The sequence below is a fragment of the Citrobacter sp. Cpo109 genome, assembly GCF_030332565.1.
Classification (GTDB): Bacteria; Pseudomonadota; Gammaproteobacteria; order Enterobacterales; family Enterobacteriaceae; genus Citrobacter; species Citrobacter portucalensis.
Genome location: NZ_JAOWHQ010000053.1, coordinates 1 through 25,318, shown reverse-complemented (window position 1 = coordinate 25,318; position 25,318 = coordinate 1). Strand labels below are relative to the sequence as shown.

Below are 25,318 nucleotides of genomic sequence, written 5' to 3'. Positions count from 1 at the left end.
TCAGGGTTGGTGTTTGCGTGAAGGCAGAAAAATCGTCATTAGCCCTGCCATGATGCACAGTACCCCTGCCAGCGCTTTCACTGAAAATGTTCCCTGCCAGCCGGGCAGGATCATTGAGGCAACCCACACCAGCACATAGCTCAGGCTGAGTAGGGCATAGGCTTTGCTCAGCGCAAGTTGGTGTAGGGCTTTATGCCAGCAAATCACTGACAGTAAATACCCTGTCAATCCGGCATATAAAGCAAACGCTCCGATACTGACAGAGAATACGGCAGAGATGAACGCCAGCGGCTGCAGCATTGGCGGCAGATTATCCATCGCAAAGCCGAGGCTCAACTGGGCGATAGAGGTGATCATCACGCTACATAATCCCCAAAATACGCCCATTACACTGCACTCCCAAGAATAAATATGCCGGTAATGATCAGCCCAACGCCCAGCCAGTGGCGGGTTGTTACGGGTTCGCGCCAGATTTTCCATGCGGCGAGAGTAACCCAGACAAAGTTAAGGCTCAGCATGGGATAGGCAATACCGACAGGAATGTTTTGTAAAACTGCCAGCCATAGCAGCATGGCCAGGCCGAGGCTTGCCAGAGCAAGCCCAATCCATTGCGTAATGTAGCGTTTTCGCGCACGAACAGACACCGGTCGGGTCGCCTGCTTCTGGCATAGCTGGCCGCAGACGCTGAGCAGGCTGGCGAGGACTAAGGCTATCCAGATCATTTGGGCCGATACTGAATCAGGACCAGACGCCCCTGATTATCAATGTAGTCAGCGGGAGGGATGGCAAGTTGATTAATATCTTCATTCTTATCAATCGAGAGCACGAGCGTAATGTTTCCTTGCTGTCGATGTTGCGCTAACCAGTCGGCAAAGCCTTCCCGGCTGACAAAGCGACCCTGGGCATCCGGGTAGTTGAGGCCATATTTTAACTCGCCCGTTTGTCCGTACATCATGATGTCGTCGCGCTTCAGGCTCCAGGCCAGTCCCGCAGCGACGCCAACGCTGTCGGTGAGAATATAACGGCTCGGCTCCAGCGATTCTTTGGTCATCTCGACAAAAAACTGCGGCTGTTTAGATTCCATCACCCGGTCAGGAATGGAGAAGCCAAATAACAGCGCCAGCCCTAATGGGCATAGTGCTGCGAATTTCCAGTTCTTCTCGCGGTTATTTAGCGTATACCAGCCAAAAAGCGTCCAGATGATAAAGATGCCCCAGGCACAAAAAACCTTATACGTTTCGATATACGACCAGACTGGCGTCTTCAATGGACCCAGCGTGGAAACAATAAACGTGGCGACGATGCCGACGATGCCGAACAGCACGTTGATCCAACCATTCACGCGCAGCGCGGTCGAGCCTTTTTCCGCAGCCTGCAGGCCGAAGCGCGCCGTTAATATCGCCAGCGGCGCGAAGCAGGAAAGAATATAGGTCGGCAGTTTTCCTTTCGCGATGCTGAAAAACAGGATTGGCATAATAATCCAGCTTAACAGGTACAGAGCACTGCGCGGAACATCCCGCTCACGCCAGCCCGTACGCAGCGCGCCGGGGAGTAGCCCGAGCCACGGTAATGTGCCTGCCACAAATATCGGGATGTAGTACCAGATAGGAGCCTTATGCTGGGCATCATCCTGCGCAAAGCGCTGAATATGTTCAACCCAGAAGAAGTAATGCCAGAAATCCGGCTCGCGTTGCGCAATCGCTATACCCCACGGTAGTACGATCGCGATGCAGCCGATCACCGCCAGCAGACCGTAGAGAATGAGGTCTTTCCAACGCTTTTGTGCAAAAACCCATGGTAATACGCTAAGCACAGGGACGGCGAGTGCCAGAAAACCTTTGGTCATTACACCCATACCGCAGGTCAGCCCAAGCAGCAAAAAAGCGATGATTTTGCGTGTTCTGGTGGTGGCCTGCATGCCTTCCCAAAAACAGCACATGCCCGCCATCAGCCAAAGCGCAATGATGGGATCAAGTACCGCGTAGGTGCCGATGCTGTAAACCGAAAAAAACGTTAAAAAGATAGCGGAGGAGAGTACGGCGGTACGCTTATCCTGCCACAGTCGCATGGCAAGCCAGGCTACCAGTAGCGCCGTCATCAAAGTGGCAAAAATAGCCCCCGCTCTGACGCCAAAATTATTGGCGCCAAACAACCATTGTCCGATGCTGTTCAACCAGTATCCGGCAATTGGTTTTTCAAAATAACGCAGCCCTAAAAAGTGTGGAACGATCCAGTCACCAGAGTTGAGCATTTCCCGGCTGATTTCAGCATAGCGCGTTTCATCAGGCTGCCAGAGCATACGGCTGTTGATAGGTAAAATAAAATACAGTGCGATTAAAGCGATAAATGCCAGAGTGTAGCGGGCAGCAGATTTCATTGTGTCACACTCAACGGTTGTTGGCAGCCGAGCCATCCCTCTCTGCCGGGTATTTTTCCACGTACGATCTGTCCTAACGGCAGTGTACTGATGTCGTCAGGTAACAGCTTGCCAAGCGGGCAGAATGTCATCCCCATGTCCGCGGCGCGAGTAAGCAGCTCGTCAAAATTCTGATGAAAGGCGATGCCTTCAACTTCCGCATGAATGGTGTACACCGGTGTTCCTCTGCTCATCTGGATGTGGGAGAGGATATAAGAGTTGAAGTCCACCGCCTGGACCTCCTGACCAACCACCTCATCCCATGTTGGTAGGGTGACGGGAATTTGTGGCGTCCCCGTTTTCCCGGATTCCAGCACCGGACGAAATAACGACGTTCCCCGACAGTCACTGTTATAGCGCAGATGGAATGCTTCTTTGGCATGGACGACACGGTTGTCGGCACGCCATCCGGCAACGGCAGAGCAGGAGACTGGCTGACCGATGATGGCTTCAAGTGCGGTGATGCCTTGCGAAATATCATCAATCAGCTGTTTGTCATTCCAGTTTCCGCTTCGTGCCTGCCAGGCGTGGTGATCCCAGGCATGCAAACCGGTTTCATGAATCTGGGCGGTTTGTGCAATGATTGCCGCGTTGGCCTGGCCAATCTCTTTTCCCGGCCATGCGGTTCCCGCCAATAAAATATCCCATCCGTAGAGCGATGCTGCGTTTGAACGCAGCATTTTCCACAGAAATTGCGGCTTCACAAGACGCCAGAGATGGCGCCCCATGTTGTCAGGCCCAACGCTAAAGAAAAAACTTGCCCGAACGTTATGTCGGTTTAATGTCTCCAGCAGGCGGGGCACGCCTTCGCGCGTCCCCCTGAATGTATCGACATCAATACGCAAGCCTACTTTGGTCATGATGTGTGTTCCGTGATATCCACACTGCGTAAGAAGAAGTCCAGCGTCTCTTCTACCGTTTCCTGCATCTCAATGGTCGGTTCCCAGTTCAGGCAGCGTTTTGCATTGCGAATGTTAGGCTTACGATGCTCAACGTCTTGATAACCTTTACCGTAGTAGCTGCTGCTTTCGACGTCACGGAAACCGGCAAACGGCGGGAAGTGGTTACGCAACGGATGTTTTTCAAAGCAGGAAAGCAGCATTTCTGCCAGTTCCTGAATACTTGCTTCGTTCTGCGGATTACCGATGTTGATAATCTCACCGTCACAGCGGCCGCCTTCGTTTTCAATGATGCGGTACAGAGCTTCGATACCATCACGAATGTCGGTAAAGCAGCGTTTTTGCTTACCGCCTTCAATCAGCTTAATCGGTGAACCTTCCACGAGGTTGAGGATCAGCTGTGTAATGGCGCGTGAGCTGCCGATACGCGCGGCGTTAAGGCTGTCCAGACGCGGTCCCATCCAGTTAAACGGGCGGAACAGGGTGAAGCGCAATCCCTCTTTTTCGCCGTACGCCCAGATAACACGGTCCAGTAACTGCTTGGATACGGAGTAGATCCAGCGTGGTTTATTGACCGGACCGACGATCAGATTCGAACTGTCTTCATCAAAGACTTTGTCGGTACACATGCCGTAGACTTCGGAGGTTGACGGGAAAATGATGCGCTTGCGGTATTTCACGCAGTAACGAATGATTTTCAGGTTTTCTTCAAAATCGAGCTCAAATACGCGCAGCGGGTTGCGGGTATATTCGATAGGCGTTGCGATCGCCACCAGCGGCAGCACAACGTCGCATTTTTTCACATGATATTCAATCCATTCGGAGTGAATGCTGATATCACCTTCGACGAAATGGAATCGCGGATGTTGCAGGAAACGCCCAATGGCGTCGCTGCCAATATCGAGTCCATACACTTCGTAATTATCTTCTTGCAGCAGGCGCTCGGTCAGATGGTTACCAATGAAGCCGTTAACGCCGAGGATCAGTACGCGAGTACGGCGTTTGCTGGTGGTCACTGACTGGCTGTTCAGGCGAGAACCTGGCACCAGACCCAGAACTTGCGCCAGTTGTGAACCCTGCATTGCAATATCATCGCCAGCTTGTCCGGTAATAATCTCCAGTGCGCCATCGACACAGGCGATCAGTAAAGGAGACACGGAGATGACGGTGCCCGGCTGGGTCGCAATGTCTTTTGTGCAAACGCGCGATGACCAGACGGTGAACTTTTGCGTGCCAACATAGCTAAATGCGCCCGGCCATGGATCGCTGACGGCACGAACCTGGTTATGTAACTCTGCGGCTGGTTTGTTCCAGTCGAGGAAGCTATCTTCCGGCGTACGGCGACTAAAACAGGTAGCCTCTGCTTCTTGTTGGGGGAGTTCTGCATAATCTCCCGTTTTAATCGCGGGCAGCGCCTCTTCCAGCAGGTGACGCGCTGCCTGGCACAGCTTATGGTGCAGCGTTAACGCCACATCATCTGGTGAAATAGCAACGCGCTGCTGGGCAACAATGGCACCGGCATCCGCGCGTTTGATCATGCGGTGAAGCGTGACGCCGGTTTCGGTTTCGCCATTGACCAATACCCAGTTCAGCGGGGCGCGACCACGGTATTTCGGCAGCAGCGAGCCGTGCAGATTAAATGCGCCCTTAGGGGCAAGACTGAGGATCTCATCACTCAGTAAATGGCGATAGTAGAATGAGAAGATAACATCCGGCGCCAGTTGGCTAATGCGCTCAACCCACAGGGGATGATTAACCTCGTCGGGGGCGTAAACCGGAATACCGGCGCTGGCCGCGAGGCGGGAAACAGATCCAAAAAACGCTTTTTCACCCGGATTGTCTGTGTGCGTAAAAATGGTAGCGATTTCATAACCTGCATCCAACAAGGCCTGGACACCCTGACATCCCATATCGTGATAGGCAAATACGACGGCTTTCATGCGCGGTTTTCCTCGGTTGACTGCGTGGTTTGTGGGCGAATAACGTGTTGAACAAAATAGCGGGGGCGGGCGCGGACATCGTTATAGATGCGACCGATATATTCGCCGAGTAAACCCATGCCAATAAACTGTGCGCCGATAAAGGTAAACAGGACGGCAAACAGCATGAATACCCCTTCCGCTGCCCACTGCGGGCCGAGCGTCAGGCGCAGAACAACAAGCAGGACTGATAAGGTAAAGCCCGTGGCGGCGATCACGCTGCCCAACAGGCTCAGCATGCGAAGCGGTGTTGTGGTAAGGCATGTTACCAGGTCATACATCAGGTTGATCAGACGCATGAAGCTGTATTTGGAGTCACCAAATTCACGCTCTGCATGATGTACCGGGATCTCCGTGGCGCGACGGGCAAAAATGTTGGCCAGAATAGGGATAAAGGTGCTGCGCTCCTGGCAATGCAGCATGGCATCGACGATGTGACGGCGATAGGCGCGTAGCATGCAGCCGTAATCACCCATTGCTTTACCGGTGGTGCGCTGTATCAGATGGTTGATCATTCGTGAGGCGGTCTTACGAAATACGCTGTCCTGACGGTTCTGGCGTACCGTGCCTACCACATCGAAGCCTTCATCTGCGGTGGCGACCAACCGTGGGATCTCCTCCGGCGGGTTTTGCAAATCGGCATCCAGTGTGATGATCAAGTCTCCGGTGACATGGCTGAAACCGGCCATAATCGCCGAGTGCTGTCCGTAATTACGATTCAGTAAAATAGAGACAATATAGCTGTTCGGTGCCTGAGAGGCGTCCATCATCAACTGAGCGGAACGGTCGCTGCTGCCGTCGTCGATGAGCAGAATTTCATAGTCTTTGCCCAATTTCTCGCAGGTGGCGCTGGTGCGTCTGATTAACTCTGGCAGGCTTTCCTGTTCATTAAAAACGGGAATAACAACCGAGACTTTTTTAATCGGTGTGGCTTCAAACATGGTTATTGTCCTGCGATCTCGCGAAGCGCCGTAATGACCCGCTGGGTATCCGCTTCAGTCATGTCTGGGAATAACGGCAGCGAGCAGATGCGCGCGCTGTTCCATTCAGTATTTGGGAGCGAAAGGGTAGTGAAGCGTTCGCGATAATATTTTTGCGTATGGGCCGCACGAAAATGCAGACCGGTGCCGATATCTTTGGTCTTCAGCGCTTCCATCAGGGCATCTCTGCTCAGCCCGCAGCGCGTTTCGTCAACTCGAATGATGAATAAGTGCCAGGCATGAACGTGCGACCATTGGGGCAGGCCCAGCGGTTGAAATGGCGTATCAGCCAGCGCTTGTTGATAGTGCTGGGCAATTTGCGCCCGGCGTGAGTTCAGTTGCTCCAGCTTATTCAGCTGTACCAGCGCAATAGCGGCATTGATATCCGTCAGGTTGTATTTGTATCCAGGTGCAAGCACTTCGGCTTGTGGTGCCCGGCCGTAGGTTTGTCGATCAAAAGCATCAACGCCCAGACCGTGAAACTTCAGGCTGCGAAGCCGCTGAGCGAGCTGGCTGTCGTCGGTAACGATCAGTCCACCTTCCGCACAGGTGATATTTTTAATAGCGTGAAACGAGAAGATTGCCGTACCGCGAGCACCGACATGACGGCCCTTATACAATGTCCCTACGGCATGGGCTGCATCTTCTATTACCGGGATGCCATAACGTTCGCCAATGGCATAAATCGCGTCGAGGTCGGCGGGAGCGCCAGCGTAATGTACCGGAACAATGGCTTTGGTTCGTGGGGTGATAGCGGCTTCAATTTGCTCAGGTGTGACCATAAGCGTATCGCGGTCGACGTCGATCATGACGGGCGTTGCCCCCAGCAGGACAATCATGTTGAGGGTAGAAACCCACGTCATCGACGGCGTTATGACCTCATCGCCTGCGCTTACGCCCAATGCCATCAGCGTGATGTGCATACCCGCCGTGGCGGAGCAGATGGCGACGGCGTGTTGATTTCCTGTGAGCTGACAGAAGGCTTCTTCCAGCTGTTGATTTTTCGGGCCGGTGGTTATCCACCCAGAGTCCAGAACTGCCTTCACTGCGGCAAGTTCTTCAGCACCCATTGCCGGGCGAGAGAAAGGCAAAAAGTCAGACATCATTATTCCTTCAAGCCATTTAACGCCACCAAAGCTTTATTTTTAGTGATAAACAGGGGCGTCGTTAATTATTTCATCAGGCTACAAAGGTTAATGACTGAAGGTTAATTTATCCTTAAGAGTTTAAGGTTTGGGATAGACGGATAAATAGAGGTGATTTTTATTTATCTTGATGAAATTAAATTATTTTTTCTGTTTTTGCGGCATTGCTGTTTGCTATAAGTTTATGAGTGCAATGCCGCTATTCGGAATGTTAATTATATGCCGTTATTAAAATGATAACCTACAGTAACCCTTTCAAGGTTAACGTTTTACGCGTGGCGATATTTAAATCGTAGGCACCGAGATCTTCCGGTTTAACCCAGGCGAATGCCTGGAACTCTTCGTTAATCTTCACTTCACGATTCGCCGCCACACAATCGAAGATGAGATAAATCATGTAAATCTCTTCCTGACTGCCATCAGCATAGGTTTTAGTGCGAATATCATCACTGAAGGTCCAGGGGGTAATTTCTGATAACACCAGTTGTTCGCCCAGCTCTTCCCTCACTTCACGGCGCAGAGCTTGGGGTCCGCTTGGAAAACGGAAATTATCCCACGCTAAGACTATATTTTGTACAGCAGTGGAGAAGGATGAGAGACCAGCAGTTCATTAACAGGGACTCCTTTTTGCTTAAGCGGCTCAATGGTTCTTTCTATATAAACCGTATTCCAGAGTGTTATCGCCGCCGTATGTAGTGTCAGCGCCGGTGGCGTGGTAACGCTGATCCTCCCACCCCCAGATCCCTGATTTCATTCAGCCGGTGCATGAAGGATGCTCGCCCAAGGGCCTCACCCTTATTCAGCCCCGCCTGTATGCATCGGCCTAAGCCTTTATCGCAAAATCAGTCCAGCATAAACAGCGTCCGATCTCTGCAGAAAATCGCCCTCAGCGCTACGAGTTTGAACGCATTTACTCTGTTTATAGGTAACATTCGCTCCACGATATAATGATATCGGCAACGTATTCAGCATCCTGAGCATGTGTCAGAAGGTGATCAGCCTTACCCAGGGAAATGAAACTCTTGGGATGCTTAGCTGCTTTGAATATTTTCTCGGCCTGCTCAATTAACACGGTATCATCTTCAGTCGCATGAAAAATCAGCAGAGGTTTGTTCATGGCGAACACCTTATGAGCGATTTTGTGTTCCTGAATATTGTCCAGCATCTGTTTCTTTAACGTAAACACCCGCCCGGCCAGCTCAACGGGATAGGCTCCATGCTGGTTAATGTTTTCAACATCATCCTTAAAAAGACGTTTTACGTGTGTCAGTTCTCCGGGTGATCCTATGGTGACAATGGCCTTTGCCTCAGGAACTTCGCCGGCGATAGACAGGATGGCCGATCCCCCCAGGCTATGACCGATGAGCAAAGAAGGCGCTTCGTACTGTCGGCGGAGATAATCTACCGCGCAAAGCAGGTCCGAAATATTGGATGAGAAGTTGGTGTTGGAAAAATCCCCTTCGCTGTTTCCCAGACCAGTAAAATCAAACCGGAGAACGGCGATAGCTTTCTCTGTCAGTTTCCGCGCAATACGCGCCGCGCCTTTGAGGTCTTTGCCACACGTAAAACAATGAGCTAACAGCGCAAACGCTTTAGGATTTTCAGGAAGTTCAAGCAATCCGGCCAGTTCTTCACCCGCCGCATTTTTGAACGTAAATTTTAGTTTTTTCATAGGATATTCCGGGCCTTAAACTGATGTCATATGTTTGATCGCAGGAGAAAAATAATCTTCTGCTCTGCATCTGGCATAACGCGTTTTCCGTCCTCCACTGGGGATGTGAAACAGAATTCATTCCGAATGCCTGTCCTCACCTTCCAGTTTGGAAGCTGGTTATTGCTTCCTGTTCGGCGATCACTTACGCTATGCTACCAACTAGATGGTAGTTTACAAGGCTTTTGTGAGGACTTCTCGAATGGCCAGGTGCGCGCTCATTCTTAAAATATCACTGGCAATGCTGGCATTTGCGGCAAACTCCATTCTGTGTCGTCTGGCCCTGCAGGGAGGCCACATTGATCCCCTTTCATTCAGCAGCCTCAGGCTGGCCAGTGGTGCATTCGTCCTGTCCCCCTTCCTCTTTTATCACGCCAGGACCACATTATCGCTGTGGCGTCCGCTGAGCGGGTTTTACCTCATGGCGTATGCGGTGCTGTTTTCTGTCGCCTATATCCATCTCGATACCGGGGCTGGTGCGCTGTTACTTTTTGGTGCCGTACAGTTTGCGATGGTGATCCACGGATTATTTAAAGGAGAATCACTCTCCGCTATGCGGGCTTGCGGTTTAGTTCTGGCTCTGACGGGAATTGCTGCCCTGCTGTTACCCGGGACGAAGGCACCGCCGCTTTACAGTGCACTTATGATGATCGTTTCCGGATTAGCCTGGGCCGCCTATTCCGTCAGGGGGAGGGCGGGCCAGGCTGCCGGGGCTTCAACGGCGGCTAATTTTATTCTCGCAGCGCCGATGGCTCTCGCTCTTACGTTGCTGTTTATGAAGCAGGGTCACTCTGATGCTGCAGGCATTGCTTTGTCATTGCTGTCCGGTGCCGTCGCCTCAGCCGGTGCCTATGTATTGTGGTATACCCTTTTACCCTCCCTCGGCTCTATTACCGCCAGTATCCTTCAGCTCAGCGTTCCCTGCCTGGCAATGCTAGGGGGTGTGGTATTCCTGGGTGAATCACTGACGGTCAGAACGATATTTTCTGCCCTGGCAGTGCTGACTGGCATTGTGATGGTGACACGCGAGAAATCCCCCCGTCAGCCGATGGCAAAGGCGAGAAAACCTCAATAACGCAATTAATTCATGCAGTTGTAATGATTCTCTTATGTTAATCACACGAGCCAGTTTTCCCGCTCCGGCATCAGACTGACAGGAATACTGAGGTCGACGTTTCAGACTACACCTAAGGCAGGTTCATGAAATGAAATATGATTTTGATGAGTACGTAAGCAGAGAGAAAACAGACAGTCTTACCGTGGACGGCTGGCGGGAATACCTGTTTGCGGGGCAGTCCGAATTTGCAATGCGGTATCCGGCAGAAGGGCTAATCAACCTCTGGGTTGCTGACATGGCTTTTGCCACACCAGAGCCGATTCTTCAGGCCATCAGAGACCGTCTGGATAGAAAAATACTCGGCTACACTAAAATCTACGACGAAGAATACTATGAAATCTTTGGCAACTGGTGTGAGCGACAATATGGTCACCGTTTCAAAACGGAAGACATTGTACTGTCTCCGGGCATTATTCCCGCGCTGAACCGTCTCGTCCCGCTTCTGACCGACAAGGATGACAGTATTCTTATTATGACGCCTTCATATGGCCCGTTTAAAAAGGCGGGTGAATACAGTCAGCGTCGCGTGGTGTACTCGGCGTTAAAAAAATCAGCAGGTGGCTGGGAACCTGACTGGGAAGACTTTACACGCAAAGCCAGTCAGGCCGACTTACGTGTGAAAATTCTTTTCCTGTGTAATCCGCATAACCCGACCGGACGAGTCTGGCGGCCTGATGAACTTAAGCGGATTATTGAAATTTGCCTGGCCAATGATATCTGGGTGATATCTGACGAAATTCACTGTGACCTGTCCCGAAGTGGTATCAGTCATACACCGGCCGCCTCTCTTTTCCCTGATTCTACACGCATTATTACCTGCATGTCCTCGAGTAAAACATTCAATCTGGCCGGGAATTTGTTGGCAAATATCATTATTCCGGATCCCGGTGTCAGAAGCGAGTGGCGTCTCAGACACGACGAGTTCATCTCTCCGCTGAGCCTGGCAGCAAACAAAGCGGCGTGGAGTGAATGCGATGACTGGCTTGTCCATCTGAGGGAATATATTGACGGCAATTTCCAGTACCTGCACGACTACCTCAAAAGCTATTTACCCGAAACCAGGTTCTCGATCCCCGAAGGGACATATCTGGCCTGGATAGATATTAGCCACTACCTGCCCGACACTGTGGGTGAGGATTTATCGCTGTATTTTGCCCGGGAGTCAGGGGTGCTTCTTGAAGGGGGCTTGCTGTTTGTCGACAATGGGGAAGGACATATCCGGTTAAATCTGGCGTGCCCACGGACTATGCTGACAGCAGGGATGAAAAGAATTTCACAGGTACTGCGGACACCGGCCCCTAACAGGGTATAACCCCTTTCTCTCTGGCCGTTTGTCCTGTCAGGATGTCGTCAGAACCCGGCATAACACCCTGTGCCGGGAACAAAAAAGGCACGGATGAACAGGTTGTGAATATCCTGAGTGAAGTCTGCTGATGACATTTCTGGCGACAAAAAAATGACGCCCGTAAAGGGGCGGCTCTTGTCAACGTACCGGGGTTATCGTCTGACCGCCATAATGCCGGCATCGACATCCCAGATAGCGCCCGTCACCCATGATGTTTTGTCAGACAACAGGAAGAGAATGGTGTTTGCCACATCCTCTGCGGTTCCGACGCGGCCTAACGGGTGGAAATCGTTCAACGACTTCATAGCATCAGCGATATCCGCTTTGTCCATGAAGCCTTCGTATATTGGTGTATGAACAATCCCGGGAGACACAGCGTTGACACGAATACCCGCGCTGGCCAGTTCAATCGCCAGATTACGCGTCAGGGCATGCAGACCCGCTTTTGCCATTGAATAGGCCGAGGACGGCGAGTCACCCAGTGCTGCCTGGGCACCAATCGAACCGACGTTGACGATAGACCCTTCGAGCTTCGCGGCGAGCATGTTCTTCACGACATCCTGCGTAATAAAGAACGTGGCGCGGTTCAGCGAAAAGTACATGTCATAATCGGCAAAGCTGTGCTCGGTAAACCCTTTCGGCATAAAGATCCCGGCGGCATTTACCATCAGGCTGATATCGCGATGGCTGGCATTGATTTCATGACGGATAGTTTCCATACCTTCTTCAGTCATCAGGTTGGCCGCGATGACCGCCACCGGTCCCAGCGGGCTCAGCTCTTTTTGTACCGCTTCGGCTTTGTCTTTTTTATTCCCGGTCAGCACCACACTGCCGCCCGCTTCCAGTACCATGCGTGCCACGGCGAGACCCATGCCGCTGGTGCCGCCGACGACAAGCAGTTTTTTACCTTTGAAAAATGTATTCATTTTCAGACTCCATTACTGGTGGGTAAGACGTTGCCGGCAGCGTGAAACTGCCGGCGGTTGACGGATTAAATGCTGCAGCCATCCGTTCCGCAGGTCTGACCCGCAGTGGCTGAAAATTCGGTTTGCTGTTCATCCCAGACCTGACGCAGGGCATTCAAAAAGTTGTCTGCCCCCTGAGCCCCGCTGATGGCGTATTTCTCGTTCATCACAAAAACCGGAACGCCGCTGAGGCCAATAGACTGTGCGTGGGCTTCATCGTCGGAAACGGTGGCGCGAAAATCGTCATTTTCCAGAGCGGCTTCGGCGTCAGCTTTCTCCATACCGGCTTCTACGGCCATTGCAACGAGCTGCTGACGGTCAAAGAGAGAGCGACCTTCGGTGATACTGCCGTGATAAAAACGTTCTTCCACCGCGTCCGCAATTCCGGCCTTACGCGCGGCAACCAGCAGGGTGTGTGCATCTTCTGTATCACCAAACATCATGCCGTCAAAGTTGTAGATCAGACCTTCAGATTTACCGGCGGTGCCCACCTGATTCATCATCAGCTCCGCTGAATGCTGACTGCCCAGTTTTTTAACGATGGCATCCTTAAAAGGCATAGCGGGAGTACCACCGGCCAGACGGTAGCTGTGATGACGGATCACCACCTGATCGCGAAATTCAAAGCGATTCAGACCCTGTTCAAATCTTTTCTTAGCAATCCAGCACCACGGGCAGACCAAATCTGACCAGATATCGATGGTGAGGGTGGGTTTCAGCGTTTGCATAATGATTCCTCAAAGACCTTGGGCGGTCGGGTCTCACTTATCAGAGAACCGCGACCGTATGGGATTTATTGCGCCTGCCAGACCGGGTAATCGGTATAGCCTTTTTCCGGGGAACCACTGACGCCGTAGTAGGTGGCGCGGTCACTTTCTGCCAGTGGCCAGCCGTTTTGCATTCTTTCAACCAGATCCGGGTTAGCGATGTAGGGCACACCAAATGCCACCAGATCCAGCTCATCATCTTCCAGAGCCTGCTCTGCGATATCACGGGTGAAACCGCCGGCAGCGATGATGGTGCCTTTAAACGTGTTGCGAAAACGGCGGCGGAATCCTTCCGGAAGTGGCGCTTTGGTGTACACCGGCTGATAGTAAAGGTGTACGTAAGCCAGCTCCCGCTGACCGAGCGCGTCGGTGATGGCTGACCAGGTTTGCTCTTCACCTTCATACGGCGCGAGGTCATAAATGCGGCCGAACGGTGACAGGCGCACGGCAACGTGGCTGTTACCCACGGCTTCCGCCACGGCGTCAATGGTCTCCAGCAGGAAACGCTGACGATTTTCCACCGAGCCGCCGTATTCGTCGGTGCGGGTGTTCAGTTCGCTACTGAGGAACTGGTCAAAGATGAATCCGTTTGCAGCCATGATTTCCACACCGTCAAAGCCGGCTTCCATCGCCAGGCGTGCGGAGTGCACGAAGTCTGCAGTGATGCGTTTCACTTCATGCGTTTCCAGCGCGCGTGGCTGGCTTGGTACAACCGGGCCCGGTTCTCCGGATTCGGTCAGCGCAAAAACGGTGGTATTGACCGCCTGAACGGTGCCCGCTGAAACCGGCGCTATGTGGCCTGGCTGAAGAGAGACGTGAGACATACGGCCGACGTGCCAGAGCTGCGCGAAAATACGGCCACCTTTGGCGTGAACCGCTTGTGTCACCTTACGCCAGCCCTGGACGTGTTCGTCGTTGTAGATACCAGGGGTATAGAGGTAACCCCGGCCTTCTTCTGAAACCGGCATCCCTTCGGTGATGAGCAGGCCAGCAGAAGCACGCTGTGCATAGTACAAAGCCACGACCTCATCCGGCACGTCATTCATGGTGCGGGTGCGGGTCATCGGTGCCATGACTACACGGTTTTTTAACGCCAGGCCAGACAGATTGTAGGGGGTGAAAAGCTTACTCATCGTATACCTCACAGAAACGAAAAGGAGTATCCCGGCAGGGATTTGCACAACCCGGAAGTATCATCGACCGGACGTCGCGCACTGGAGTTGCATAAACATCTGATGGATGGCAATATACCAACCATCTAGTAGGTAGGTCAACGGGGGTGCCGTATTTTTTTGTCATAACGCAGCCATTTCTGAATTGTCACTCATTTTGCGAGGTCATCACCATGCGTACATTAACAGCTTATAACGAAGATAATTTCCGCCAGATAGAGCAGTACAAAGGAATATCGGTGGTACGTTTCTCTGCACCCTGGTGTCCGCCCTGTCAGGCCAGCGAAGAAATGTTCAGTCAGTTTGCAGACCGGCTCGATGGAGATATTCAGGTGGGGAAAGTCAATGTAGATCAGGCGCCGGTGCTGACAACCAAATACGAGATCTGGGGGCTGCCGTCTGTGCTGATATTTCATGAAGGGCAATTAGTTAAACGCATACCGGGTGTGAAACCTGCATCGGTATATGCTCAGGCGATTGCGGACATAAAAAAAGGGCAGTAATGCCCTTTTAACGTGGAATTTATTAATGCTTAACCGCGTGCCTGACCGACGGCATCCAGAGTGCGGGCTGAATAAATGACCGCCGCGCCAGCGTTGAGGTTAATCGCCACGCCCAGCGCTTCAGCAATTTCAGCGTCGGTTGCACCGGCTTTCACAGCGGCGTCGGCGTGAAAAGCAATACAGCCGTCGCAGCGGGTTGTGACTGCGCACGCCAGGGCAATGAGTTCACGCACTTTTGCGCCCAAAAGGTCAGTTTTGTTACCTGCGTTGCCCAGGGCAACCACGCCTTTCATGGTCTCGGGGGTCAGTTTGCCTAACTCGCCTAAACGTTGCATTAACTCTGAGCGATAGTTGTTCCAGTCCAGCATAGTGTCATTCTCCTGAATGAGGGGTATTAAGAAGCAGTTTTATATACTTAAGGCTGTTGGCGAAGACTTCGGGTCTGGCCGTTGCATGCGCCACTACGCTTGAGCCTTCACAGACATTAATGATCATCAAAGCAATATCTGATGGTTCGGCATGGGATGAAAACTCACCTGACTCCATGCCCGCCCTGACGACTTTTGTGAGCCACTCGATTTGCATATCGAAATAAAGTGATGTCTGTACAGTAATTGCCTGAGGCAGATTGGCGGTCTCTGCTGACAACGCACAACACAGTGGCAGTAGTGAAGCTTTATGGCTTTGCGCGAAGATATCGATGTAGGCCGCAATTCTTTTCTCCGCGCTTTTCTCAGTAGCCTCTATCTGCTCAAATACGCGTTGCGTATCAGAGAACGCCTGTATTACCACCTGCTCACCCAGAATATCTTTGGTCGGGAAATGGTGATGAATACTGGCCTTGGTGATACCCACTATTTTTGATAAATCAGCATAGCTGAATGCTGAATACCCTTTTTCGCGCATCAGGTGTTCTGCTTCGCTGAGCAGCCGTTCCCGTGTCATGGTTGTCATAATTACTCCATATAATCTACTAGTTGATAGATTATATTGTTGCTATTTTTCCGTAGCAAGTTGTATCACTGACTCAGTATCGTGCAGAGCTGAACGTCACTGCCATCCTGCATTCTGAATGGCAGCATTACATCTCTGACATCACGCCAGGCGTGTAATCATTTCAACCGGATTAGCCAGAGTATCGTGGATTGGCGAATTCTTTTGCATTTCGCTGACCAGCGCTTCTAACTCCTCGCGACTGGCGGTCTTGCTCGTAAGGTGAACATCGACGCGAATAGATTTCGCACCTTTACGCACGTTGCTGTCCAGCCCAAGGAAGCCGTTGAGGTTGATATCGAAATTAAGATCCAGCTCGATACCGTCCAGGTCGATCCCTTTTTCAGCAGCCATCATGGTGAGGGTGGCGGTATAACAGCCAGCCAGCGCCTGCATGATGTATTCAGTCGGGCTCATGCCGGTATCGGTGCCGAGTAAACCTGCGGGTTCATCACCGATATTAGAAAATTTCCCCACGCGGCTGGTATCGATAACGCCGTTCTGGATTGTGGCGCCGGTCTCTGTGCGAACGGTTAATCCGCCGCTGGAACGGGCTTTCATCTGGAAAGTCAGGTTACCCAGGCCAGGCTGGCTGCGAACTGCTTCACGGGTATTGTGGATCGCAGCTGCGTCTGCAGAAGGTTTAACGGTAGTAGACATAATGGCTCCTGTAATTTCTTGATAAAAGTTATAGCTGGTGTAATCAGTGTCAACCATCTAGTTGGTAGGTTAATATCGCGAACCTCTTTTGTCTACTCTTTTATAAAAAATAGGGGGAAAAGAACCCAGAAGGCTGTTTTATTTCATAATAACCATTTGATTTTTTTATAATCTTCCCAGCCGCTCACTCTTGCAGCAATCCAGCCTTTACCCGAAGGATAGTCTGGCGGGTGGTATTAAATTCCCGGGCAATAGCACTGATACTGATGCCAGCATTTAGGCGCTCTGTCACTGTTTGCTTTTGTTCCTCGCTCAGGATGGGAGGGCGACCGAAGCGTTTTCCAGCCGCTTTTGCCCTCGCAATACCTGAATGCGTTCGCTCAAGCAGCAAATCCCGCTCAAACTCCGCTACAGCAGAAATTACCTGCATAGTCATTTTTCCGGCCGGACTGGTCAAGTCAACGCCTCCGAGTGCGAGACAATGAACGCGAATATCTAAAGCCGCCAGTTGCTCTACTGTTTTTCGGATATCCATCGCATTACGACCCAGACGGTCAAGTTTGGTGACAATCAGTACATCCCCATTTTCCATGCGATCTAGCAACCGGATAAATCCGGGGCGTTCGCTGGCAGCAACCGAGCCACTGATATGCTCCTCAATAAGTCGTTGGGATCTGATGGCAAAACCCGCCGCTTCAATTTCACGACGCTGGTTTTCTGTGGTCTGTTCCAGAGTTGAGACCCTGCAGTAGGCAAAAACACGTGACATGGGAAACTTTCCGTACGAAATAGGTGTCCGAATTATAACGTGTGTCCGAAATTAATTTCACTAAGTTTCGGACATGTGCTGTAAGCGGTGTACGAAACCGACCGGTTTCGGTCACTGTTAACCCATAACATATGGAAACTATACGCGAGGGAAGCATTTATGCCACGGCGACAGATACTGAGCAGTGAAGAGCAGGAGCGCTTGCTGGTTATTCCAGATGATGAAATTATTCTGACCCGAATGTGTTTTCTGAATGAACAGGATATTGCGCTCATTAATAAACATCGACGGCCAGCAAATCGCCTGGGTTTTGCTGTATTACTCTGTTATCTGCGTGGACCTAGATTTATTCCGGACAAAAGCAATACCCCTCACAGTGACGTCATATCCAGAATTGCTTCCCGGCTGAAACTTCAACCTGATTTATGGCCGGAATATGCATCCAGAGAGCAAACTCGCTGGGAACATCTGACTGAACTTTATCGCTACCTGAAATTATCCCCGTTCAGCCGGTCACTGCAAAAAGATTGTATCCAGCATCTGCACCCCTATGCCATGCGTACTGACAAAGGATTTATGCTGGCGGAAGAAATGCTCAGTTGGCTACATAACAATAATGTTATTTTCCCTTCTGTTGATGTGATCGAACGGACGCTTGCCGAAGTTGTCACGCTTGCTGACAGAGCCGTATTTTCGGCACTTACTGCGCAACTGGAAAAGCAGCATAAATCAGCACTCGACAGCCTGATCATATCAGAGGGTGAACAACCTTCCCGTCTGGCATGGCTACTTCAGCCTCCGGGTAAAATAAACGGTAAAAACGTGCTGCAACATATCGACCGGCTTAATTCCATCGCCGCGCTGGAATTGCCTGATGGTATTGCGCTTTCCGTTCACCAGAACAGGTTACTAAAACTGGCGCGTGAGGGCCGGAAAATGAGCAGCAGAGATCTGGCTAAATTCACCGATGTCAGACGTTACGCTACGCTGGTTTGTGTCATTCAGGAAGCGCGGGCCACACTGACTGATGAGGTTATCGAACTGCACGAACGTATTCTGGGCACTCTGTTCAGCCAGGCAAAACGCACACAAGCCGAGAGGCTTCAGCTGACGGGGAAACTCATCCAGAGCAAGTTGAAGCAATATTTTACTGTCGGTCAGGCACTACTGCATGCCAGAGAATCCGGTGAAGATCCCTGGGCAGCGATAGAAGATGTCCTTCCCTGGCAGGAGTTCATCAACAGCCTGGAAGAAACACGGTTTCTGTCCCGTAAGGGCAATTTCGACCCGCTTCACCTGATCACCGAAAAATACAGTACGCTGCGTAAATACGCCCCGCGTATGCTGTCAGCATTGCAGTTCATGGCGACACCTGCGGCGCAGACGCTCAGCGATGCGCTGGACACCATCAGGGAAATGTACCGTAAACAACTTCGTAAAGTGCCGCTATCGGCGCCAACAGGATTTATCCCTGAAAGCTGGCGAAAACTGGTACTCACGCCTTCAGGAATCGACCGCAAGTACTACGAGTTTTGCGTAATGAATGAACTCAAGGGGGCGCTACGTTCCGGTGATATCTGGGTAAAAGGATCGCGCCGCTACAGAAATTTTGATGATTATCTCATCCCGACTGCTGAGTTTGATAAATCCCGCCACAATGACCAGTTACAGTTGGCCGTTCAGACCGATTGCCAGGCATATCTTCAGGCCCGTATGACGCTTCTTGCATCGCGTCTGGAAGAAGTTAACGCGATGGCGCTTGCCGGTGATTTGCCCGATGTTGATATTTCAGATAAAGGAGTAAAAATCACTCCGCTGGAGAACAGCGTCCCTTCGGGTGTTTCGCCCTTTGCCGATTTGGTTTATGGCATGCTTCCTCATCCGAAAATTACAGAGATACTGGAAGAAGTGGACAGCTGGACGGGGTTTACGCGTCACTTCGCGCACCTCAAAAATAATAACGTCAGACCAAAAGACGGAAGACTGTTGCTGACCACCATTCTGGCCGACGGCATCAATCTGGGGCTGACAAAAATGGCGGAGTCCTGCCCGGGGGCAACAAAATCGTCACTCGAAGGTATTCAGGCATGGTACATCAGAGATGAAACTTATTCAGCGGCACTGGCCGAGCTGGTCAACGCTCAGAAAGCGCGGCCTCTGGCCGCATTCTGGGGCGACGGGACAACATCATCGTCAGACGGGCAGAACTTTCGGGTAGGCAGTCACGGACGTTATGCCGGTCAGGTCAATCTTAAATATGGTCAGGAGCCGGGCGTGCAGATTTATACGCATATCTCAGACCAATACAGCCCGTTCTATGCCAAAGTGATCAGCCGGGTGCGCGACTCAACCCACGTGCTTGATGGCCTGCTGTACCATGAAAGCGATCTGGAAATTACCGAGCATTACACCGATACCGCAGGCTTCACTGAACATGTTTTCGCCCTGATGCACCTGCTGGGATTCGCTTTTGCGCCGAGGATCCGGGATCTTCATGACAAGCGGCTGTTTATTCATGGAAAGGCCGAACGCTATCCGGGGCTTCAGTCCGTCATATCAACAACCAGCCTGAATATCAAAGACATTGAGGCACACTGGGATGAGGTATTGCGCCTGGCAACCTCGATTAAGCAGGGGACAGTCACCGCATCGCTGATGATGAAAAAGTTAGCCAGTTACCCAAAACAGAATGGACTTGCCAAAGCGCTGAGAGAGATTGGCCGCATTGAGCGGACACTATTTATGCTGGACTGGTTCCGTGATCCCGGTCTGCGCCGACGCGTACAGGCGGGGCTGAATAAGGGTGAGGCCCGTAATGCCCTTGCGCGAGCGGTCTTTATGCACCGTCTGGGTGAAATAAGGGATCGTGGGCTGGAGAATCAGAGTTACCGCGCCAGCGGGCTGACGTTACTGACAGCGGCGATCACGTTGTGGAACACGGTATATATAGAAAGAGCTATTGAGTCACTAAAACGAAAAGGTATCCCGATAAATGAGCAACTGGTATCTCATCTTTCTCCCCTGGGCTGGGAACATATCAATCTGAGTGGAGATTACGTCTGGCGTAATAATCTTAAGCTGGGATCCGGAAAATACCGCTCATTACGCACAGTCGACACCACATTGTACAAAAAACAGTCTTAGCGTGGGATAATTTCCGTTTTCCAAGCGGACCCCATGAATGGCGTTGGATGCCGGGCAACCGCCCGCATTATGGGCGTTGGCCTCAACACGATTTTCCGCCATTTAAAAAACTCAGGCCGCAGTCGGTAACCTCGCGCATACAGCCGGGCAGTGACGTCATCGTCTGCGCGGAAATGGACGAACAGTGGGGATACGTCGGGGCTAAATCGCGCCAGCGCTGGCTGTTTTACGCGTATGACAGGCTCCGGAAGACGGTTGTTGCGCACGTATTCGGTGAACGCACTATGGCGACGCTGGGGCGTCTTATGAGCCTGCTGTCACCCTTTGACGTGGTGATATGGATGACGGATGGCTGGCCGCTGTATGAATCCCGCCTGAAGGGAAAGCTGCACGTAATCAGCAAGCGATATACGCAGCGAATTGAGCGGCATAACCTGAATCTGAGGCAGCACCTGGCACGTCTGGGACGGAAGTCGCTGTCGTTCTCAAAATCGGTGGAGCTGCATGACAAAGTCATCGGGCATTATCTGAACATAAAACACTATCAATAAGTTGGAGTCATTACCATGATAATAGTGTCTCGTTGTGTCTGGATAAGCGGATATAACGGCGTTCACCGGTATTTCTTTAATTAAAAAAATGATGTGTATGACTGATTTGTCTTGTGATAAATATCCTTAACAGACGGCGAGCTCGTCCGCCCATTTTGTTGCGGCCTGCATGGTTTCTATAACAGTGAACTCGCTGATATTGAGGGTATTACATATTTTCGCGGTTTCCTCCCAGTTAAGTTTCTCATAACATAACGACAGGGTCAGTATGTCAAAAAGTTCACCTTTATGTTCACAAAGCGCGGCAGTTACGTTTTGCGGGATTGAAATCTGTTTAATTAAATCGTCCATGGGGAGTTCAAGAATGACATCCAGCAATGAAAACAGACCGCATATAAATGCGTTATAGGATAATGAAACATTATTTATTTTTCCGGCAATTAATTCGCAGAATTTTCCGCGAACCATGCTCAGATGATAAAGTTCACTGATGCCGGAACGCCCCATATTTGAAAGGGCGGCAACCGCAACAAACCGCCGGAGTTCTTTGCCCCCCATATACATCAGCATTTCTTTCAGGGTAAGATTGTCCGCCTGAATTATGCCATGTGATTTAAACAGCATGTTTCTGACGTAGCGCATGATTTTATATGACAGCGTCAGATCGGTTTTAAGCAGACGTTCGACCGCGGCAAAGTCCGGGTTTTCCCTGTTCACCTCCATCATCAGCCTGGAGAGTGGCAGGGGGTTCTGGGAAAGGCATTTATTTCTGAGGATTTCCGGGCGACTGAAGAAAAATCCCTGGAAAAGCGCGAAACCCGCCCGGCTGTAAAGCTCAAACTCGTCCCTTGTTTCCACTTTTTCAGCAAGGAATTTTATGCCCTGCAGAAGCTGACTTTTTCTGTGGATATATTGCCGGATATCTTCATAGTCATTGTCTCTGACATCAAATTTGATGACAGAAATATACTGCATAAAGCGGTCCCATTCATCATCCATCGTGAAATCATCGAGCGCAAGCTGGTAACCCCTGTCGTGCATATCCTTTACGGCACAGAAAAGCGCATCATCCGGGACTGCATTTTCCAGAATTTCGATGACCACTTTTTCATTCGGCAGCGTATCGCCCAGTCCGTTAATGATCATCTGGTGCGGCACATTAATAAAAGAACTGTGATTGTTGGCTATACGGGGAACAGGGATGCATAAAAACTGGTCAGAAATCATTCTGGACGTGGCGTATTCTGGTGAAACATCGGGAAAGGCATTGTTCATTCCGTCCCTGAAAAGCAGCTCATAAGCGACGGTCTGCATTTTTGTGTCAAAAATAGGCTGGCGTGCGATAAATGAATACATATTCCCGGTCCCCAGGTCAGCGTTATAATTTTTAGAAATGTAACCTTTCCATGCTTATAACACGCACTACGGGCAATAAATTTGATCCGGAGCACAACTCAAATCATAAAAGAACCGGGATGATGCGACATCACCATTCCCGACCAACAGAATTGTTCACTGATTTATTCCTTCCCTGCAATTTAATTTTCGGGGTAAATTTCATTTATGTCCATAGAAAAAATCATTTTATCCACAGTTTTTGACAGACGTCATATAATTTTTTAACCGTTACACAGAGAATTAAACCGGTACCATTAATACCGTAACTGATTATTATTACCAGTGGGCATCCGATAATAACAAGTCTGATAATGATCAGGCTATTATTAATTCCCGTCTGCCGCATCACCTGATGAATAATAAATCGCCATCAATGCAATAATAATCATTACTGACAAGAAAACGGATGGCCACCATGTTTTCATCTGTCCATCATGAAGAAACACTCGCCTTCCTTTGCCTGACATTACGGCAGCCGGTTAGCGCCTGGTGCGCACAGAGGATCTCATCGAGCAGGACAAACCTGTCAGACACAACCAGGATTGCACCACTTGCCCCGTTAAGGTATGTGGCAAAAACGATCTGTACAGTCATCCCCCAGACTTTCCCGTCACGACAGAGATACGATATTCTCGTTCTGTACGTCGATGCTCTGATAATTTTAGGGAAGGTGCGAACAAGTCCCTGATATGAGATCATGTTTGTCATCTGGAGCCATGGAACAGGGTTCATCATGAGTCATCAACTTACCTTCGCCGACAGTGAATTCAGCAGTAAGCGCCGTCAGACCAGAAAAGAGATTTTCTTGTCCCGCATGGAGCAGATTCTGCCATGGCAAAACATGGTGGAAGTCATCGAGCCGTTTTACCCCAAGGCTGGTAATGGCCGGCGACCTTATCCGCTGGAAACCATGCTACGCATTCACTGCATGCAGCATTGGTACAACCTGAGCGATGGCGCGATGGAAGATGCTCTGTACGAAATCGCCTCCATGCGTCTGTTTGCCCGGTTATCCCTGGATAGCGCCTTGCCGGACCGCACCACCATCATGAATTTCCGCCACCTGCTGGAGCAGCATCAACTGGCCCGCCAATTGTTCAAGACCATCAATCGCTGGCTGGCCGAAGCAGGCGTCATGATGACTCAAGGGGCACTGTTGCAAAGTTAGCGATGAGGCAGCCTTTTGTCTTATTCAAAGGCCTTACATTTCAAAAACTCTGCTTACCAGGCGCATTTCGCCCAGGGGATCACCATAATAAAATGCTGAGGCCTGGCCTTTGCGTAGTGCACGCATCACCTCAATACCTTTGATGGTGGCGTAAGCCGTCTTCATGGATTTAAATCCCAGCGTGGCGCCGATTATCCGTTTCAGTTTGCCATGATCGCATTCAATCACGTTGTTCCGGTACTTAATCTGTCGGTGTTCAACGTCAGACGGGCACCGGCCTTCGCGTTTGAGCAGAGCAAGCGCGCGACCATAGGCGGGCGCTTTATCCGTGTTGATGAATCGCGGGATCTGCCACTTCTTCACGTTGTTGAGGATTTTACCCAGAAACCGGTATGCAGCTTTGCTGTTACGACGGGAGGAGAGATAAAAATCGACAGTGCGGCCCCGGCTGTCGACGGCCCGGTACAGATACGCCCAGCGGCCATTGACCTTCACGTAGGTTTCATCCATTTGCCACGGGCAAAGATCGGAAGGGTTACGCCAGTACCAGCGCAGCCGTTTTTCCATTTCAGGCGCATAACGCTGAACCCAGCGGTAAATCGTGGAGTGATCGACATTCACTCCGCGTTCAGCCAGCATCTCCTGCAGCTCACGGTAACTGATGCCGTATTTGCAGTACCAGCGTACGGCCCACAGAATGATGTCACGCTGAAAATGCCGGCCTTTGAATGGGTTCATGTGCAGCTCCATCAGCAAAAGGGGATGATAAGTTTATCACCACCGACTATTTGCAACAGTGCCGAAATGGTGGAAAAAATAGCCTAAATAGGCTGATTCGATGTGTTTGCGGGAAAAAAATCGGCCCAGATCCGCGAAATTTGGTAATGCTGCCAACTTACTGATTTAGTGTATGATGGTGATTTTAAGGTGCTTGCGTGGCTTCCATTTCCATCAGATGTCCTTCCTGCTCCGCTACTGAAGGCGTGGTGCGTAACGGCAAAAGCACTGCCGGACATCAGCGCTATCTCTGCTCTCATTGCCGTAAAACATGGCAACTACAGTTCACTTACACCGCCTCTCAGCCCGGTACGCACCAGAAAATCATTGATATGGCCATGAATGGCGTCGGATGTCGCGCCAGTGCACGCATTATGGGCGTTGGCCTCAACACGGTTTTACGTCACTTAAAAAACTCAGGCCGCAGTCGGTAACCTCGCGCATACAACCGGGCAGTGATGTGATTGTCTGCGCTGAAATGGACGAACAGTGGGGCTACGTCGGTGCTAAATCACGTCAGCGCTGGCTGTTTTACGCGTATGACAGGATACGGAGGACGGTTGTGGCGCACGTCTTCGGTGAACGCACTCTGGCCACACTGGAGCGTCTTCTGAGCCTGCTGTCGGCCTTTGAGGTCGTGGTATGGGTGACGGATGGCTGGCCGCTGTATGAACCCCGCCTGAAGGGAAAGCTGCACGTTATCAGCAAGCGTTACACTCAGCGCATTGAGTGACATAACCTGAATCTGAGACAACATCTGGCAAGGCTGGGACGGAAGTCACTGTCGTTCTCAAAATCGGTGGAGCTGCATGACAAGGTCATCGGGCATTATCTGAACATAAAACACTATCAGTAAGTT

At 51.0% G+C, this 25,318-nt stretch carries 21 protein-coding genes and 5 pseudogenes; 7 read left to right on the top strand and 19 right to left on the bottom strand.

Annotated features, from left to right (window positions below; translation table 11 throughout):
• From arnF to OGY71_RS07640, 10 genes and pseudogenes are all read right to left on the bottom strand, one after another.
• Complete coding sequence (gene arnF / locus OGY71_RS07685) at window positions 1-387, bottom strand: 4-amino-4-deoxy-L-arabinose-phosphoundecaprenol flippase subunit ArnF (RefSeq protein WP_003834713.1); 387 nt, start codon at window positions 385-387, stop codon at window positions 1-3.
• The gene (gene arnE, locus OGY71_RS07680) at window positions 387-722 is read right to left on the bottom strand and encodes a 4-amino-4-deoxy-L-arabinose-phosphoundecaprenol flippase subunit ArnE (RefSeq protein WP_003834709.1); all 336 of its coding nucleotides are present in this window, start codon (window positions 720-722) and stop codon (window positions 387-389) included. The genes arnF and arnE overlap by 1 nt, the downstream gene beginning before the upstream one ends.
• The gene (gene arnT / locus OGY71_RS07675) at window positions 719-2,377 is read right to left on the bottom strand and encodes a lipid IV(A) 4-amino-4-deoxy-L-arabinosyltransferase (RefSeq protein ID WP_286613072.1); all 1,659 of its coding nucleotides are present in this window, start codon (window positions 2,375-2,377) and stop codon (window positions 719-721) included. Before arnT ends, arnE begins: the two co-directional genes overlap by 4 nt.
• The gene (gene arnD / locus OGY71_RS07670) at window positions 2,374-3,276 is read right to left on the bottom strand and encodes a 4-deoxy-4-formamido-L-arabinose-phosphoundecaprenol deformylase (RefSeq protein WP_286613071.1); all 903 of its coding nucleotides are present in this window, start codon (window positions 3,274-3,276) and stop codon (window positions 2,374-2,376) included. The genes arnT and arnD overlap by 4 nt, the downstream gene beginning before the upstream one ends.
• Complete coding sequence (gene arnA / locus OGY71_RS07665; RefSeq protein WP_286613069.1) at window positions 3,273-5,255, bottom strand: bifunctional UDP-4-amino-4-deoxy-L-arabinose formyltransferase/UDP-glucuronic acid oxidase ArnA; 1,983 nt, start codon at window positions 5,253-5,255, stop codon at window positions 3,273-3,275. The genes arnD and arnA overlap by 4 nt, the downstream gene beginning before the upstream one ends.
• Window positions 5,252-6,235, bottom strand: a complete 984-nt coding sequence (gene arnC, locus OGY71_RS07660; protein WP_286613067.1) for an undecaprenyl-phosphate 4-deoxy-4-formamido-L-arabinose transferase — start codon at window positions 6,233-6,235, stop codon at window positions 5,252-5,254. The genes arnA and arnC overlap by 4 nt, the downstream gene beginning before the upstream one ends.
• A gap of 2 nt (window positions 6,236-6,237) precedes the next feature.
• Window positions 6,238-7,377, bottom strand: a complete 1,140-nt coding sequence (arnB, locus tag OGY71_RS07655) for a UDP-4-amino-4-deoxy-L-arabinose aminotransferase (RefSeq protein WP_125112625.1) — start codon at window positions 7,375-7,377, stop codon at window positions 6,238-6,240.
• A gap of 283 nt (window positions 7,378-7,660) precedes the next feature.
• Window positions 7,661-7,945 (bottom strand): annotated as a pseudogene (gene nudI, locus OGY71_RS07650) (nucleoside triphosphatase NudI); the annotation flags it as partial.
• Between the two features lie 53 nt (window positions 7,946-7,998).
• A pseudogene (locus OGY71_RS07645) lies at window positions 7,999-8,312 on the bottom strand (Tn3 family transposase); the annotation flags it as partial.
• A gap of 26 nt (window positions 8,313-8,338) precedes the next feature.
• Window positions 8,339-9,091, bottom strand: coding sequence for an alpha/beta hydrolase family protein (locus tag OGY71_RS07640; RefSeq protein WP_000734115.1), 753 nt, complete (start codon window positions 9,089-9,091; stop codon window positions 8,339-8,341).
• Between the two features lie 241 nt (window positions 9,092-9,332).
• Here OGY71_RS07640 and OGY71_RS07635 point away from each other — a divergent pair, with 241 nt between their 5' ends.
• Window positions 9,333-10,205 carry a DMT family transporter gene (locus OGY71_RS07635; protein ID WP_000090196.1) on the top strand — a complete coding sequence of 291 codons (873 nt, stop codon included), beginning with the start codon at window positions 9,333-9,335 and terminating at the stop codon, window positions 10,203-10,205.
• 130 nt (window positions 10,206-10,335) lie between these two features.
• Window positions 10,336-11,559: a MalY/PatB family protein gene (locus OGY71_RS07630; RefSeq protein ID WP_286613065.1), complete on the top strand. Its 1,224-nt coding sequence runs from the start codon at window positions 10,336-10,338 to the stop codon at window positions 11,557-11,559.
• 185 nt (window positions 11,560-11,744) lie between these two features.
• On the opposite strand, the gene OGY71_RS07625 is transcribed toward OGY71_RS07630, so the two are convergent.
• The 3 genes from OGY71_RS07625 to OGY71_RS07615 form a co-directional block, all read right to left on the bottom strand.
• Complete coding sequence (locus OGY71_RS07625; protein ID WP_001091224.1) at window positions 11,745-12,518, bottom strand: SDR family NAD(P)-dependent oxidoreductase; 774 nt, start codon at window positions 12,516-12,518, stop codon at window positions 11,745-11,747.
• A gap of 65 nt (window positions 12,519-12,583) precedes the next feature.
• Window positions 12,584-13,285: a DsbA family oxidoreductase gene (locus OGY71_RS07620; protein WP_008502228.1), complete on the bottom strand. Its 702-nt coding sequence runs from the start codon at window positions 13,283-13,285 to the stop codon at window positions 12,584-12,586.
• 65 nt (window positions 13,286-13,350) lie between these two features.
• Complete coding sequence (locus OGY71_RS07615; RefSeq protein WP_006687059.1) at window positions 13,351-14,457, bottom strand: alkene reductase; 1,107 nt, start codon at window positions 14,455-14,457, stop codon at window positions 13,351-13,353.
• A 212-nt stretch (window positions 14,458-14,669) separates the two neighbouring features.
• Between OGY71_RS07615 and OGY71_RS07610 the strand changes: the two genes are divergently transcribed.
• The gene (locus OGY71_RS07610) at window positions 14,670-14,999 is read left to right on the top strand and encodes a thioredoxin family protein (RefSeq protein ID WP_008502229.1); all 330 of its coding nucleotides are present in this window, start codon (window positions 14,670-14,672) and stop codon (window positions 14,997-14,999) included.
• A 29-nt stretch (window positions 15,000-15,028) separates the two neighbouring features.
• Here OGY71_RS07610 and OGY71_RS07605 read toward each other — a convergent pair whose 3' ends face one another.
• The 4 genes from OGY71_RS07605 to OGY71_RS07590 all read right to left on the bottom strand — a co-directional run bounded on the left by OGY71_RS07605 (window position 15,029) and on the right by OGY71_RS07590 (window position 17,421).
• Window positions 15,029-15,367, bottom strand: a complete 339-nt coding sequence (locus tag OGY71_RS07605; protein WP_000888080.1) for a carboxymuconolactone decarboxylase family protein — start codon at window positions 15,365-15,367, stop codon at window positions 15,029-15,031.
• A gap of 4 nt (window positions 15,368-15,371) precedes the next feature.
• Window positions 15,372-15,953, bottom strand: a complete 582-nt coding sequence (locus OGY71_RS07600) for a TetR/AcrR family transcriptional regulator (protein WP_008502230.1) — start codon at window positions 15,951-15,953, stop codon at window positions 15,372-15,374.
• Between the two features lie 141 nt (window positions 15,954-16,094).
• Window positions 16,095-16,652, bottom strand: coding sequence for an OsmC family protein (locus tag OGY71_RS07595; RefSeq protein WP_000108589.1), 558 nt, complete (start codon window positions 16,650-16,652; stop codon window positions 16,095-16,097).
• A 184-nt stretch (window positions 16,653-16,836) separates the two neighbouring features.
• Window positions 16,837-17,421 (bottom strand): recombinase family protein, encoded by a 585-nt coding sequence (locus OGY71_RS07590; RefSeq protein WP_008502231.1) that lies wholly within the window; start codon window positions 17,419-17,421, stop codon window positions 16,837-16,839.
• 159 nt (window positions 17,422-17,580) lie between these two features.
• Here OGY71_RS07590 and OGY71_RS07585 point away from each other — a divergent pair, with 159 nt between their 5' ends.
• Together OGY71_RS07585 and OGY71_RS07580 are read left to right on the top strand one after the other, a co-directional pair.
• The gene (locus tag OGY71_RS07585; RefSeq protein WP_063942080.1) at window positions 17,581-20,565 is read left to right on the top strand and encodes a Tn3 family transposase; all 2,985 of its coding nucleotides are present in this window, start codon (window positions 17,581-17,583) and stop codon (window positions 20,563-20,565) included.
• Window positions 20,566-20,598: 33 nt separating this feature from the next.
• Window positions 20,599-21,116 (top strand): annotated as a pseudogene (locus OGY71_RS07580) (IS1-like element IS1B family transposase); the annotation flags it as partial.
• A gap of 126 nt (window positions 21,117-21,242) precedes the next feature.
• Here the strand turns inward: OGY71_RS07580 and OGY71_RS07575 are convergent.
• Entirely contained in the window at window positions 21,243-22,472 is a 1,230-nt protein-coding gene (locus tag OGY71_RS07575) for an EAL and HDOD domain-containing protein (protein WP_042201166.1), read from the bottom strand.
• 775 nt (window positions 22,473-23,247) lie between these two features.
• Between OGY71_RS07575 and OGY71_RS07570 the strand changes: the two are divergent.
• A pseudogene (locus OGY71_RS07570) lies at window positions 23,248-23,679 on the top strand (transposase); the annotation flags it as partial.
• Between the two features lie 36 nt (window positions 23,680-23,715).
• Here OGY71_RS07570 and OGY71_RS07565 read toward each other — a convergent pair.
• Window positions 23,716-24,420: an IS6-like element IS26 family transposase gene (locus OGY71_RS07565; protein ID WP_023327680.1), complete on the bottom strand. Its 705-nt coding sequence runs from the start codon at window positions 24,418-24,420 to the stop codon at window positions 23,716-23,718.
• Window positions 24,421-24,617: 197 nt separating this feature from the next.
• Here OGY71_RS07565 and OGY71_RS07560 point away from each other — a divergent pair.
• Window positions 24,618-25,315 (top strand): annotated as a pseudogene (locus OGY71_RS07560) (IS1 family transposase).
• The last annotated feature ends 3 nt before the right edge of the window (window positions 25,316-25,318 follow it).